Origin of the sequence: Streptomyces sp. NPDC046465, from assembly GCF_040646035.1 — a bacterium.
Classification (GTDB): Bacteria; Actinomycetota; Actinomycetes; order Streptomycetales; family Streptomycetaceae; genus Streptomyces.
In genome coordinates this window covers 241,563-255,138 of record NZ_JBEYZK010000006.1, presented here as the reverse complement: position 1 = coordinate 255,138, position 13,576 = coordinate 241,563, and the positions used below count along the sequence as shown (strand labels likewise).

Below are 13,576 nucleotides of genomic sequence, written 5' to 3'. Positions count from 1 at the left end.
GCCCTCGCCCGCGCGCCGTGCCCCGCACGCGCGCGTGGGCGATCATTCCTGCCAGGCTGGGGCCCATGTCTGCATCCCCGCCCCCGAGCCCCCGGGGCGTGCCTGCCTCGCCGGAGAGCCGGGCCCCCGCGCCGCGGCGGCCCGTCCTCACCCTCTCCCTGTGCGCGCTCCTCTTCGCGCTCCTCAGCTGGCAGGTCGTGGCCGACGGGCCGCTGCGCCGCGCCGACGAGCGCGCGGCGCGCACCCTTACCGGCAGCCGCCTGCCGGACCGTGCCGCCGAGTTCCTCGCCGACCTCGGCAACGTCACGGTGGCCGTGCCGGTGCTCCTCGCCGTCCTCGCGTACACGGCCTGGCGCGGGCGGCGGTCCGGTGCGTACCGCTGGTGGCTGCCCGCGGCCGCCGCGCTCGTCGCGATGGCCGCGGTGCCCGCGCTCGTGGCCCCGCTGAAGGCACTGATCGACCGCCCGGGGCCACCCGGCTCGACCGGTCACGACGGCTACTTCCCCTCGGGCCACGCGGTGACGGCCACGGTCGCCTACGGCGCGGCGGTCCTGCTCGTCCTGCCCTGGCTGCGCGGCGCGTACGGCCGCCGCGAACTGGTCATCGCCTGCTGCCTGTTGAACGTCGCGGTCGGGTTCGGGCTGGTGCGCAGGGGCTACCACTGGCCCCTGGACGTGGTGGCGGGCTGGTGTCTGTCCGTGGCGCTGCTGCAGGTGATGCTGGTGGTGATCAGCCGAAGTATGCGTCGAAGTTCTTCGAGAACTCCCAGTTGTTGAAGCGGTCCCAGTTGATCGACCACGTCATCAGGCCGCGCAGGTCCGGCCAGGTGCCGTGGGTCTTGTACGAGCCGCAGTTGGCGCCCCTGGTCAGGCAGTCCAAGGTCTTGTTGACCTCGCCCGTCGCCACGTGGCCGTTGCCCGCGTTGACGGACGCCGGCATGCCGATGGCGACCTTCCGGGGCGGCAGGGGCGGGAAGACGTTGTTCTTGTCGCCCGCCACGGGGAAGCCGGTGAGCAGCATGTCGGTCATCGCGATGTGGAAGTCCGCGCCGCCCATGAAGTGGTACTGGTTGTCCAGGCCCGTGATCGGACCCGAGTTGTAGTCCTGGACGTGCAGCAGCGTGAGGTCGTCGCGCAGGGCGTGGATGACCGGGAGGTACGCACCCGCGCGCGGGTCCTGGCCGCCCCACTTTCCGGTGCCGTAGTACTGGTACCCGAGCTGCACGAAGAAGGTCTCCGGCGCCATGGTGAGCGTAAAGCCGGAGCCGTACTTGGCCTTGAGGGTCTTCACCGCGGAAATGAGGTTGACGATCACCGGGGTCTTCGGGTTCTTGAAGTCGGTGTCGTCGGCGTTGAGCGAGAGCGAGTGGCCCTCGAAGTCGATGTCGAGGCCGTCGAGCCCGTACTCGTCGATGATCCTGGAGACCGAGGAGACGAAGGTGTCGCGGGCCTGCGCCGTCTTGAGCTGGACCTGGCCGTTCTGGCCGCCGATGGATATCAGGACCTTCTTGCCCGCGGCCTGCTTCGCCTTGACGGCCGCCTTGAACTCGTCCTTGGTCTCCACGTTCGGGCACTCGGTCTTCGGGCAGAGGCCGAAGCGGATGTCGCCCGAGGTCGCGGAGGTCGGCTCGCCGAACGCGAGGTCGATGATGTCCCAGCTGTCGGGGGTGTCGGCGAGGCGGGTATAGCCGGAGCCGTTGGCGAAGCTGGTGTGCAGATAGCCGACGAGGGCGTGGTCGGCGAGAGCCCGGTCGGCGCCCGGCTGGTCGGGTGCCGCTGTCGCGCGGGTGGAGAGCAGGCCGGAAGCGGTCAGCGCGCAGGCGGCGACGGCGACCGCGGCGAGACGTCCGACGCGGGTCGCGCGGTTGATGCGGCTGACGCGGCTGACACGGCTGGTGCGGCTGACACGGCTGATGCCGCTGATGCCACTGATGCCGCTGGTTCGGGGCAACAAGGAGCGGTCCACAACTGCCTCCGGGCATGGGGGGATTGGAGGGCGGGTCGCGCTTAACTTGGTCCAGACCAATTGAGTTGTCAAGGAGTCCGGCGACTCACTTCTCGCTTGCGGCGCATCACCCCTCCCGCGCCAGCCACGCCGCCGCCTCGTGCATCGCGAGCTCAAGCACCGCCGGGTCCGTGAGCGTGCCGGAGCCGTCCGGCGGGACCAGCCAGCGGATGCCGCCCGTGGGCCGGCCGGGGTGGGGCACGACGAGCCAGGTGCCGCTGCCGACGCCGCGTACACCTGTACCGAGCCAGCGCGAGACCGTGCCCGGCGGCACGAAGAACCCCGTGCGCTCATCGCCGAAGTCGGCGAGCACGGGGCCGGGGTGGTCGACGCAGCGGGTCAGCACGTCGAGCGTGGGATAGCCGAGTTCGGCGGGCAGGATCAGCACGTCCCAGCGCCGCCCGGCCGGCAGGAGCGCGATCCCGAGGGGGTTCCGCTCCCATTCGAAGCGGCAGGCGTCCGGGTCGGGCGCCGCCGACGCCAGCCATTCGACCGCCGCCCTCACGCCCGAACCACCCGGACCACCCGGACCACCCGGACCAGTCGAGCCACCCGGACCAGTCGAGCCAGTCATGACAGAACCTCTCTCTCCCGTACGACAACAGTGCGTGCACTGGGGAGAGGGGGTTCGGGGCGTCGCATTACGCGGGTTCCGGCTGCCGGTTGGGGGTGCGAGGGGCACAGGGGGCGAACGGGGCGTGCGCCGGTCGAGCACGCCCCGCTCAGTGGCCCGTTACGTTCTCGGACGGCCCGGCCGCTCAGCTGTCGAAGCCGAGGCCCAGCTTGTCCATCGTCTTGAGCCAGAGGTTCCGCTTGCCGCCGTTGGCGTCGGACCGGGCGAGCGACCACTTGGTCAGGGCGACGCCGGTCCACGCGAAGGGCTCGGGCGGGAACGGCAGCGGTTTCGTACGGACCATCTCCAGCTCCGTGCGCTCCGTCCGCTCGCCGGACAGCAGGTCCAGCATCACGTCGGCGCCGAACCGGGTGGCCCCGACACCGAGACCCGTGTACCCCGCCGCATAGGCGACGCGGCCCTTGTGCGCCGTACCGAAGAACGCCGAGAAGCGCGAGCACGTGTCGATGGCGCCACCCCACGCGTGGGTGAAGCGCACCCCCTCCAACTGCGGAAAACAGGTGAAGAAGTGCCCGGCGAGCTTCGCGTAGGTCTCGGGGCGGTCGTCGTACTCGGCGCGCACCTTGCCGCCGAACGGATAGATCGCGTCGTAGCCGCCCCACAGGATGCGGTTGTCGGCGGAGAGCCGGAAGTAGTGGAACTGGTTGGCGCTGTCGCCGAGGCCCTGCCGGTTCTTCCAGCCGATCGCCGTCAGCTGCCCGTCGGTCAGGGGCTCCGTCATCAGCGCGTAGTCGTAGACCGGGACGGTGTACGGGCGCAGGCGCTTGACCAGCGAGGGGAAGATGTTCGTGGCGAGCGCGACCTGCCCGGCGAAGACTCTGCCGTACGGCGTGCGAATCGCCATACCGGCTCCGGACGCGGCCAGTTCGAGGGCGGGTGTGTGCTCGTAGAAGCGCACCCCCTTCGCCAGGCAGGCCCGCTTCAGGCCCCAGGCCAGCTTGGCCGGGTCGAGCATGGCGACGCCGTCGCGGTCCCAGAGCCCGCCGAGGAAGGTCGGCGAGTCGACCTGCTCGCGCAGGGTGTCCGCGTCGAGCAGTTCGGCGCCGCCCGCCAGGCCGTGCTCCGCCATCTCCTCGTACATCTCGCGGAGTTCGGCCAGCTGGTGCGGCTCGGTGGCCACGTCGATCTCGCCGGTGCGCTCGAAGTCGCAGTCGATGGAGTAGCGCTTGACGGCCGCCTCGATCTCGTCGAGGTTGCGGGCGCCGAGCTCCTCCAGTTTCCCGATCTCGCCGGGCCAGCGGGCCAGGCCGTTGCCGATGCCGTGGGTGAGGGAGGCGGCGCAGAAGCCGCCGTTGCGGCCGGACGCGGCCCAGCCCGCCTCGCGGCCCTCGACGAGGACGACATCGCGGTGCGGGTCGCGCTCCTTGGCGATCAGCGCGGTCCACAGGCCGCTGTACCCGCCGCCGACGACAAGCAGGTCGCACCGGTCGTCGCCGGTCAGGGCGGGCTCGGGGGCGGGCCTGCCGGGGTCGTCCAGCCAGTACGAGAGGGGCCGGGCGTCGGCGAGGGACGAGGTCCAACGGGTCATGGCGCTTGGGGCCATGATTTCCACTCCTTCAGAATTGGTGCGTGCGCTATTTCGCTTGCTTGTTGCGGCGCTTGCCGACGAGCATTCCGGCGAGTACGAGAAGGACGGCCACGAAGAACATCGCCGTACCGATCACATTGATCTGAACGGGTGTGCCCCGCTGTGCGGATCCCCAGACGAACATGGGGAACGTCACAGTCGAGCCCGCGTTGAAATTCGTGATGATGAAATCGTCGAAGGAGAGCGCGAAGGCGAGCAGCGCGCCCGCCGCGATGCCGGGTGCGGCGATCGGCAGTGTGACCCTAAGGAACGTCTGCACGGGACCTGCGTAGAGGTCCTGCGCGGCCTGTTCGAGGCGGGGGTCCATCGACATGACGCGCGCCTTGACGGCGGTCACGACGAAGCTGAGGCAGAACATGATGTGGGCGATGAGCACGGTCCAGAAACCGAGCTGAGCGCCCATGTTGAGGAAGAGCGTGAGCAGGGAGGCAGCCATCACGACCTCGGGCATCGCCATCGGCAGGAAGATCAGCGAGTTCACCGCGCCGCGCGCCCGGAAGCGGTAGCGCACGAGCGCGAAGGCGATCATCGTGCCGAGCACGGTCGCGCCGATCGTCGCCCAGGTGGCGATCTGGAGGCTCAGCGAGAGCGAGCCGCACATGTCGGCGACGCCGCACGGGTCCTTCCACGCGTCGAGCGAGAATTCCTGCCAGGAGTAATTGAAGCGGCCCTTCGGCTTGTTGAAGGAGAACACCGTCACGACGATGTTGGGGAGCAGCAGATACGCGAGCGTCAGCAGACCCGCAATGACGATGACATGGCGCCGAAGCCAGCGGAACACGGCGGAGAAAGCGGCCATCAGACGAGATCCTCCGTCCCTGACTTGCGGATGTAGAAGGTCACCATGAAGAGGATGGCGGCCATGAGGATGAAGGAGAGCGCGGCGGCCGTCGGGTAATCCAGAATGCGCAGGAACTGCGTCTGGATGACGTTTCCGACCATGCGCGTGTCGGTGGAGCCGAGCAGGTCGGCGTTCACGTAGTCGCCCGCCGCCGGGATGAAGGTGAGCAGCGTGCCGGAGACGACGCCCGGCATGGAGAGCGGGAAGGTCACCTTGCGGAACGTCGTGGACGGCCTGGCGTACAGGTCGCCCGCGGCTTCGTGCAGGCGTCCGTCGATGCGCTCGAGCGAGGTGTAGAGCGGCAGGATCATGAACGGCAGGAAGTTGTACGTGAGTCCGCAGATCACCGCGAGGGGCGTGGCGAGGACCCGGTCGCCGTCCGTGACGCCGAGCCAGCTGGTGACGTCGAGGACGTGCAGGGTGTTGAGGGCGCCGACGAGGGGGCCGCCGTCCGCGAGGATCGTCTTCCACGCGAGGGTGCGGATCAGGAAGCTGGTGAAGAACGGCGCGATGACCAGGACGAGGATGAGGTTGCGCCAGCGTCCCGCGCGGAACGCGATGAGGTAGGCGAGCGGATAGCCGAGCAGCAGGCACAGGACCGTGGCGGCGCCCGCGTAGAGCACCGAGCGCAGGAACTGCGGCCAGTAGTCGGCAGCCGCGTCCCAGTAGGTGGCGAAGTGCCAGGTGACCTTGAAGCCCTCTTCGAGCGAGCCGGTCTGTACGGAGGTCGACGCCTGGTAGACCAGCGGCAGCGCGAAGAAGACGACCAGCCAGAGCAGGCCGGGGAGCAGCAGCCAGTACGGGACCAGGCGGCCGCGCTTGCGGGGCTTGCGCGGGGCCGGGGCGCTGTCGTCGGGTGCGGCCCCGGGGGCCGGGGGTGGCGCGTCGGTCACGGTGGTCATGCGGAGGCTTCCTCCTCGACCTTCTCGACGCCCGCCGCGACGTCCTGTGCGGCGTCCAGGCCGAAGGTGTGCGCCGGGTTCCAGTGCAGGACGACATCGGCGCCCGGGGTGAGGCGGCCGTCGCGCTCGATGTTCTGCGCGTACACCTCGAAGGAGGGGCAGACCGGGCTGCGGACGACGTACTGCGTGGAGACGCCGATGAAACTGCTGTCGGCGATGCGGCCCGTGATGCGGTTGCGGCCCTCGGGTATCCGCCCCGCGTCGTCGGCGTGCGTGAGGGCGATCTTCTCGGGCCGTACGCCGACCAGGACCTTGTCGCCGGTGGCGGTGGGGCCGGTACATCGGGCGACGGGCAGCGTCAGCTTGCAGTCACCGGCCTTGACGGTCAGGTCGTCGCCGTTCTTGGCGGCGCCTCCCTGGATCTCCGCCTCGATGAAGTTGGAGGTGCCGAGGAAGTTGGCGACGAAGGTGGTCCGCGGGTTCTCGTAGAGGTCGGCGGGGGCGCCGAGCTGCTCGACGCGCCCGCCGTTCATCACGGCCACGGTGTCGGCCATGGTCATGGCCTCCTCCTGGTCGTGCGTGACGTGCACGAAGGTGATGCCGACCTCGGTCTGGATGCGCTTGAGCTCCAGCTGCATCTGGCGGCGCAGCTTCAGGTCGAGGGCGCCGAGCGGCTCGTCGAGGAGGAGCACCTTGGGGTGGTTGATGAGGGCGCGGGCGACGGCGACGCGCTGCTGCTGGCCGCCGGAGAGCTGGTGCGGCTTCTTGCGGGCCTGCTCGCCGAGCTGGACCAGGTCGAGCATCTCGCCGACCTTGCCCTTGACCGACTTGATGCCGCGGCGGCGCAGACCGAAGGCGACGTTCTCGAAGATGTCCAGGTGCGGGAAGAGCGCGTACGACTGGAAGACGGTGTTCACGGGCCGCTTGTACGGCGGCAGGGCGGTGACGTCCTGGTCGCCGAGGTGCACGGTCCCCGAACTCGGCTCCTCCAGGCCCGCGATCATGCGGAGCGTGGTGGTCTTGCCGCAGCCGGACGCCCCGAGCAGCGCGAAGAAGGAGCCCTGCGGCACGGTGAGATCGAGCGGCTGCACGGCGGTGAAGGAGCCATAGGTCTTACTGATCCCGGAGAGACGAACGTCGCCGCCGGTTTCTTGAGCAGTGGTCATGGTGTGGTCCAGGGAGAAGTGGAGGGGGCGGAGGCGTCCCGTGTCTTCAGGGGCGCGGGGAACTGCGCGACAAGCCACAACGGACCGGCAGCCGAACAGCCGACCGGCACCGTTCGAGCGCTACGCGCCCGTAAGCTTCGCGAACTTCTCTTCGTACGCGGTCTCTTCCTCGGGCGTGAGCGACCGGAACGCCCGGGACTTCTCCTTCATCTCCTTGCTGGGGATGATCAGCGGATTCGACGCGGCGTCCTCGTCGATCCTCGCGAGCGCGTCCCGCACCCCGTCGACCGGGCAGACGTAGTTGATGTACGCCGCGAGGTGAGCCGCGGGTTCCGGCTCGTAGTAGTAGTCGATGAGCCGCTCGGCATTGCGTTTGTGGCGCGCCTTGTTCGGGACGAGGAGGTTGTCCGTGGACGTGATGTAGCCCTGGTCCGGGATGTGGAAGTCGATGTCGGGGTTGTCGGCCTTCAGCTGCACGATGTCACCGGCCCAGCCGAGGCAGGCGGCGATGTCGCCGGTGGCGAGGTCCGAGGTGTAGTCGTTGCCGGTGAAGCGGCGGATCTGCTTCTTGTCGACGGCCTTCTGGAGGCGGGCGATGGCCGCGTCGAAGTCGTCGTCGGTGAAGTCACCGGGGTCCTTGCCCAGGTCGAGGAGGGTCATGCCGACGGTGTCGCGCATCTCCGAGAGGAACCCGACGCGCCCCTTCAGCTTCGGTTCGTCGAGGAGCTCGGACACCGAGGTGATCTTCTTCCCGCCGGTGGCCTTCTTGTTGTACGCGATGACCGTGGAGATGCCGGTCCACGGGTACGAGTAGGCGCGGCCCGGGTCCCAGTCGGGGTCGCGGAACTGGGCGGAGAGGTTGGCGTACGCGTGCGGCAGGTTGGCCGGGTCCAGCTTCTGGACCCACCCGAAGCGGATGAACCGGGCCGCCAGCCAGTCGGTGACGCAGATGAGGTCGCGTCCGGTGTCCTGGCCCGCGGCGAGCTGCGGTTTGACCTTGCCGAAGAACTCGACGTTGTCGTTGATGTCCTCGGTGTACTTGACCGTGATCCCGGTGCGCTTCGTGAACGCCGCCAGGGTCGGCCGCCGGTTCTTGTCCTTCTCGTCGACGTCCATGTACTCGGCCCAGTTGGAGAAGGCGATCCGCTTCTCCTCCGCCGAGTGGTCCTCCGACGAGACCTCGCCCTGCTTCTTGCCCGCCGCGGGGATCCCGCAGGCGCTCAGGGCGCCGAGACCGCCGACGGCGAAGGCGCCGCCCGTCGAGGCGCGCAGCAGCGAACGCCGGGTCAGGGACCCCCTGCCGCGCCGCAAACTGCGGTGCATGGCGGCCAGTTGGGCCGGGGAGAGGCGTTCGGGCTCGTACTGCTCCATACGCGTGGTTGCCCTTTCGGGAGGAAGGCGGCCGCTGGTCGCGCGGCCTGTGGCCTGTCGGCTATCGGTCCCCGAAGATCGTGCGGTGCCAGTCCTTGCGGACCACCGCGGTGTTGTCGAACATGACGTGCTTGACCTGCGTGTACTCCTCGAAGGAGTACGCGGACATGTCCTTTCCGTAGCCGGACGCCTTGTAGCCGCCGTGCGGCATCTCGCTGAGGATCGGGATGTGGTCGTTGACCCATACGCACCCGGCCTTGATCTCGCGGGTCGCGCGGTTGGCGCGGAACACGTCACGGCTCCAGGCGGAGGCGGCGAGGCCGTACGGGGTGTCGTTGGCGAGCCGGATGCCCTCGTCGTCGGAGTCGAAGGGCAGCACGACGAGCACCGGCCCGAAGATCTCGGACTGCACGACCTCGCTGTCCTGCGCGGCGTCCGCGATGAGGGTGGGCTTGTAGTACGCGCCGGGGTGCGCGAGCGCCTCGCCGCCGGTGACCACGCGCGCGTAGGACCGGGCCCGGTCGACGAAACCGGCGACGCGGTCGCGGTGCGCGTGCGAGATGAGCGGCCCCATGTCGGTGCTCGGGTCGAACGGGTCGCCGAGCCGCACGCTCTCCATCAGGTCGGCGACGCCCTGCACGAAGGCGTCGTAGAGGGGACGCTGCACGTACGCGCGGGTGGCGGCCGTGCAGTCCTGCCCGGAGTTGATGAGCGCACCGGCGACCGCGCCGTGCACGGCGGCCTCCAGATCGGCGTCGTCGAACACGACGAACGGCGCCTTGCCGCCGAGCTCCAGGTGCAGCCGCTTGACGGTGGCGGTGGCGATCTCGGCGACGCGCTTGCCGACGCCGGTGGACCCGGTGAACGAGGTCATGGCGACGTCGGGGTGGCCCACGAGATGCTCACCGGCGTCGCGCCCGGCCCCCGTGACGATGTTGACGACGCCGTCCGGGATACCGGCCTCCGTGGCGGCCTGCGCGAACAGGAGCGAGGTGAAGGGGGTGAGCTCGGCGGGCTTGAGGACGATCGTATTGCCCGCGGCGATGGCGGGCAGCACCTTCCAGGCGGCCATCTGGAGGGGGTAGTTCCAGGGGGCGATGGAGCCGACGACGCCGATGGGCTCACGTCGTACGTACGAGGTGTGGTCACCGGTGTACTCGCCGGCCGACTGGCCCTGCAGGTGCCGGGCCGCGCCCGCGAAGAAGGCGGCGTTGTCGACGGTCCCGGGGACGTCGAACTCCCGGCTGAGCTTGATCGGCTTGCCGCACTGCAGCGACTCGGCCTGCGCGATCTCCTCGGCACGCTCCGCCAGGACGCCCGCGAACCGGTGCAGGGCGTCGGAGCGCTCGCCCGGACTGGCGCCCGCCCAGCCCGGGAAGGCCTCGGCGGCCGCGGCGACGGCGGCGTCCACGTCGGCCTTCCCGGCGAGCTCGTACGAGTGGACCTCGTCGCCCGTGGCGGGGTCGACGACGGCATGGCTGGTGCCCGACGTCCCCTTGGTCAGCCGCCCGGCGATGAACTGCGCGCCGTCCGCGAAGTGGTCCTGCGCCTGGAAGTTGTGCATGACGCTCTCCTCCGCCGCCCTCCCCGTCCCGCGGGGGTCGGCGTAGCTCCAGATCGATTTGAGTGACGATCCTGGCAGAGCTGCGGTAGCCCAACAAGTGATTCCGTTGTTGCCTTTTGGTTACGCGACGAAATCTGTCGACCGACTGTTGACCAGGTGTCGAGTTCCCCCGGAAAACCCGGGACGGAGTGTCCGTGGTGCGTGCCAGACTCGCGTGCATGACGAAGATCGACTCGATCCGGACGACGGAGGCCCTGGTCCACGCGGTGCACGCGGGCGAGAAGGTGAAGTACCTGCACTTCTGGGGCCACGCCCCGCGACGCGACGGCACGCTGGGCGCGAGCTGCCTCAGCCAGTGGTGGCCCTCGCCGTTCACCGTGGACGGCGTGGAGTACGCGACGGCCGAGCACTGGATGATGGCCGCCAAGGCCCGCCTCTTCGACGACCCGGAGGCGGAGCGGGTGGCCCTCTCGGCCCGGACCCCGGCGGAGGCGAAGACCGCGGGGCGGCTCGTACGGGGCTTCGACAACGAGACATGGACGCGCGAGCGCTTCGAGATCGTGGTCAGGGGCAGCACGCACAAGTTCGCCTCGGACCCCGCCCTGCGCGACTTCCTCCTGGGCACGGGCGACCGGGTCCTGGTCGAGGCGAGTCCCCTCGACCGCATCTGGGGCATCGGCCTGGCGGCCGACGACCCCCGGGCGGAGGACCCCGCGCAGTGGCAGGGGCCCAACCTCCTCGGCTTCGCCCTCATGGAGGCGCGCGCCCGCCTCTGAAACACGAGCCCTAGGTCGCCCGCGGCACCGCGGCATCGTCCGCCACGGCGTGATCCGCCGCGGGGCCCTGCCGGACCAGCCGCTTCCGTACGAGACGGCGCTGCGCCGCCACCGTCACGAGCACACCCGCGCCGAGGACCGGCCAGGCGAGCGGGCCCGCCGCGATCACGGCCGTAACCAGCAGCGGCCCGCCACTGCGCTGGGCCGAGGAGGCCAGGCCGTGCACCCCGAGGTAGGCGCCCTGGGCATCGTCCGGGGCGAGCGCGATCGAGAGCTCCCAGGAGGCGATGGCGTGCAGTATCTCCGCGAAGGTGAGGGCGACGGCGGCGACCGTGAGGGCGGCGACGGCGAGCCACGCGCCGCCGAGCGCGGACGCGGTCAGCGCGGCACACCCGACGACGAAGCAGCACGCCAGAGGGGTCAGGAGGGCGCGGGCCCGCTCCGGGGTGCTGCCGAACCGGGACAGCGGGACCTGGCAGCAGACGACCAGCACGCAGTTCAGCACCATGAGCAGTGGCGCGAGGCCGTGCGGGGCGTCGGTGGCGTGGACGATCCACAGGGGGATGCCGACCTGGAGCACCGCGTCGTCCAGGAAGAGGGCCGCTTCGGTGACGGTGAAGAGCAGGTAGGAGCGGTCGCGCCAGGGGCTGGCGGGCGGACTCGGGGGCCCGGGTGCGGAGGTCGCCGTCGAGCCGGTGACCAGCCGGGACGGTGAGGGCGGTTCGGCGCAGCGCAGGGTGAGGGCCGCGGCGGCGAGGAAGCTGACCACGTTGCCCACCAGCAGTGCCTGGTAGGCGTGGGTGGTGCCGACGGCGAGAGCGAGCGCACCGGCCAGACCGCCGAGCGCCCAGCCCGCGTTGGAGACGGTGCGCTGCACGGCCTGGTACGTGGTGCGGTCCGGGCCCGCGATCCGGGCGGCGTACAGCTTGGTGAGCACGTTGGCGCCGCGGTCGGCGAGGCTGTTGACGGCCGAGTACAGCAGGAGCAGCGCGAAGTCGTCCGTCGTGAGCAGCGCCAGCAGCGCGACGGCTTGCTGGAGTTGGGCGCCGATGATGACGCGGGTGACCGGGAAGCGGTCGGCGAGGTGACCGGCGAGCGGCGCGCCCGCGATGCCGACGGCGCCCGAGACCCCCAGGAGGACGCCGACCTCGGCGACGGACAACCCGGTGACCAGGGTGAAGTAGAGGGCGGCCGCGCCCATCCAGAGGCCGGTCCCCGCCTTGTTGATCAGGGCGATCCAGAGCATGCGGCGGCCGTCGGCACCCCCTGGTATCCGTGCGTACAACGCGGCCCGCTGACGACTGAGGCTCACCCATCCCCCTGGACGTGCTGATGTCGGCTTGACGAAATCTTTTGTACCGGTACATAGTTGGTTACGTGGCAGCACAATATGTGATCAGCGGCTCGACCGCCAAGGGCATTACCGCGTCGGTCGAACAGGCCGTGGCCGACGGCGGGTTGGCGCCGGGCGCCGCGCTGCCTCCGGTGCGCAGGCTCGCGGACGATCTGGGGGTCAGCGCGGGCACGGTCGCCACGGCCTACAAGGAACTCCGCCAGCGCGGGATCGTGGTCACCCGCGGCCGGGGCGGAACGGTCGTGGCGCAGGCCCCCGCGGTGGCGGCCCGCAGGCCGCCCCGGGCACCGCGGGGAGTGCGCGACCTGGCGGGCGGGCATCCGGATTCGGCCCTCCTTCCGGTCCTGATGCCACCTGGCCGGGTGGAGCCGGTGAGCGGTTCGCACCGCGCGGCACCGCGCCTGGCAGGCCTGGAGGAGCTGGCCCGGGAGTGGTTCGCGCGGGACGGGGTGCCCGACGGCCGGGTGACCTTCGCGCACGGAGCGCTCGACTGCATGGCCCGGCTGCTCTCGGTGGAGCTGAAGCCGGGTGACGCGGTGGCCGTGGAGGACCCGGGCTTCCACCATCTCCTGGACCTCGTACCGGCGTTGGGGCTCCGCATGGTGCCGGTGGCCGTGGACGACGAGGGCATCAGGCCGGACGCGCTGCGCGGCGCGCTGCGGGCGGGCGCAAGGGCCCTGGTGTGCAGCCCACGCGGGCAGAACCCGATGGGCGGCTGCTTCACGGCGGCGCGGCGGGAGGCGCTGCTCGACGCCCTCGGCGGCTACCCGGACGTACTCGTCGTCGAGGACGACCACAACGCCGAGGTGGCGGGGGCGGCCCCGCACTCACTGGCGACCGGCGGACTCCGGCGCTGGGCGCAGGTGCGCACCGTCTCCAAGCATCTGAGCATCGACCTGCGGTGGGCGGCCCTCGCGTGCGACGCCACCACGCTGGCCAGGCACGAGGGGCGGATGCTGCTCACCTCTGGGTGGGTCAGTCACGTACTGCAGGAGACGGTCGAGCGGACGGTGAACGACCCCGCGACGCGCGAGGTGGTGGGCCGGGCCGAGCGCGCCTATACGGAGCGGCGCGAAGCGCTGATCCGCGAGCTCGCGGGGCACGGGATCACGGCGCGGGGGGCGAGCGGGATGAACGTCTGGGTGCCCGTGCGAGACGAGTCCGCGGTGGTCAACGGGCTGCGTTCGCGGGGGTGGTGGGTGGCCGCGGGAACGCGGTTCCGCATCGCCACGCCCACCGCCGTGCGCATCACCACGTCCGCGCTTGAGATGCCGGACGCGGCCCGCCTCGCCGCGGACTTCGCCGCCGTGCTCGGCGAGTCGGAGGCTACGTACGGGGGTTGAGCCCAGGTGGGCGAGGTGGGCGAGGTGGGCGAG

General features: G+C 70.6%; 11 protein-coding genes and 1 pseudogene. 3 read left to right on the top strand and 9 right to left on the bottom strand.

Annotation, left to right across the window (positions count from 1 at the left end; translation table 11 throughout):
• Nucleotides 1-65: 65 nt before the first annotated feature.
• A complete protein-coding gene (locus ABZ953_RS12105; protein ID WP_361720835.1) occupies nucleotides 66-776 on the top strand; it encodes a phosphatase PAP2 family protein in 711 nt (236 codons plus the stop codon).
• Here the strand turns inward: ABZ953_RS12105 and ABZ953_RS12100 are convergent.
• From ABZ953_RS12100 to ABZ953_RS12065, 8 genes and pseudogenes are all read right to left on the bottom strand, one after another.
• Nucleotides 730-1,734: pseudogene (locus ABZ953_RS12100) on the bottom strand (chitinase); the annotation flags it as partial. The gene ABZ953_RS12105 and the pseudogene ABZ953_RS12100 overlap by 47 nt on opposite strands.
• A gap of 337 nt (nucleotides 1,735-2,071) precedes the next feature.
• Nucleotides 2,072-2,578 carry a hypothetical protein gene (locus tag ABZ953_RS12095; protein ID WP_361720832.1) on the bottom strand — a complete coding sequence of 169 codons (507 nt, stop codon included), beginning with the start codon at nucleotides 2,576-2,578 and terminating at the stop codon, nucleotides 2,072-2,074.
• Between the two features lie 184 nt (nucleotides 2,579-2,762).
• Nucleotides 2,763-4,181: an FAD-dependent oxidoreductase gene (locus ABZ953_RS12090; protein WP_361720829.1), complete on the bottom strand. Its 1,419-nt coding sequence runs from the start codon at nucleotides 4,179-4,181 to the stop codon at nucleotides 2,763-2,765.
• A gap of 31 nt (nucleotides 4,182-4,212) precedes the next feature.
• On the bottom strand, nucleotides 4,213-5,025 hold the full coding sequence (locus ABZ953_RS12085; protein WP_361720826.1) for an ABC transporter permease: 813 nt from the start codon (nucleotides 5,023-5,025) through the stop codon (nucleotides 4,213-4,215).
• A complete protein-coding gene (locus tag ABZ953_RS12080) occupies nucleotides 5,025-5,969 on the bottom strand; it encodes an ABC transporter permease (protein ID WP_361720823.1) in 945 nt (314 codons plus the stop codon). The genes ABZ953_RS12085 and ABZ953_RS12080 overlap by 1 nt, the downstream gene beginning before the upstream one ends.
• Nucleotides 5,966-7,135, bottom strand: coding sequence for an ABC transporter ATP-binding protein (locus ABZ953_RS12075; RefSeq protein WP_361720820.1), 1,170 nt, complete (start codon nucleotides 7,133-7,135; stop codon nucleotides 5,966-5,968). Before ABZ953_RS12075 ends, ABZ953_RS12080 begins: the two co-directional genes overlap by 4 nt.
• A 120-nt stretch (nucleotides 7,136-7,255) precedes the next feature.
• Nucleotides 7,256-8,506: a spermidine/putrescine ABC transporter substrate-binding protein gene (locus ABZ953_RS12070; RefSeq protein ID WP_361720817.1), complete on the bottom strand. Its 1,251-nt coding sequence runs from the start codon at nucleotides 8,504-8,506 to the stop codon at nucleotides 7,256-7,258.
• Between the two features lie 61 nt (nucleotides 8,507-8,567).
• Nucleotides 8,568-10,070 (bottom strand): gamma-aminobutyraldehyde dehydrogenase, encoded by a 1,503-nt coding sequence (locus ABZ953_RS12065; protein WP_361720814.1) that lies wholly within the window; start codon nucleotides 10,068-10,070, stop codon nucleotides 8,568-8,570.
• 218 nt (nucleotides 10,071-10,288) lie between these two features.
• On the opposite strand from ABZ953_RS12065, the gene ABZ953_RS12060 reads away from it, so the two are divergent.
• Nucleotides 10,289-10,846 carry an NADAR family protein gene (locus tag ABZ953_RS12060; RefSeq protein ID WP_361720811.1) on the top strand — a complete coding sequence of 186 codons (558 nt, stop codon included), beginning with the start codon at nucleotides 10,289-10,291 and terminating at the stop codon, nucleotides 10,844-10,846.
• Between the two features lie 10 nt (nucleotides 10,847-10,856).
• On the opposite strand, the gene ABZ953_RS12055 is transcribed toward ABZ953_RS12060, so the two are convergent.
• The gene (locus tag ABZ953_RS12055) at nucleotides 10,857-12,158 is read right to left on the bottom strand and encodes an MFS transporter (protein ID WP_361720808.1); all 1,302 of its coding nucleotides are present in this window, start codon (nucleotides 12,156-12,158) and stop codon (nucleotides 10,857-10,859) included.
• 65 nt (nucleotides 12,159-12,223) lie between these two features.
• Here ABZ953_RS12055 and ABZ953_RS12050 point away from each other — a divergent pair, with 65 nt between their 5' ends.
• Nucleotides 12,224-13,543: an aminotransferase class I/II-fold pyridoxal phosphate-dependent enzyme gene (locus tag ABZ953_RS12050; RefSeq protein WP_361720805.1), complete on the top strand. Its 1,320-nt coding sequence runs from the start codon at nucleotides 12,224-12,226 to the stop codon at nucleotides 13,541-13,543.
• Nucleotides 13,544-13,576: the final 33 nt, after the last annotated feature.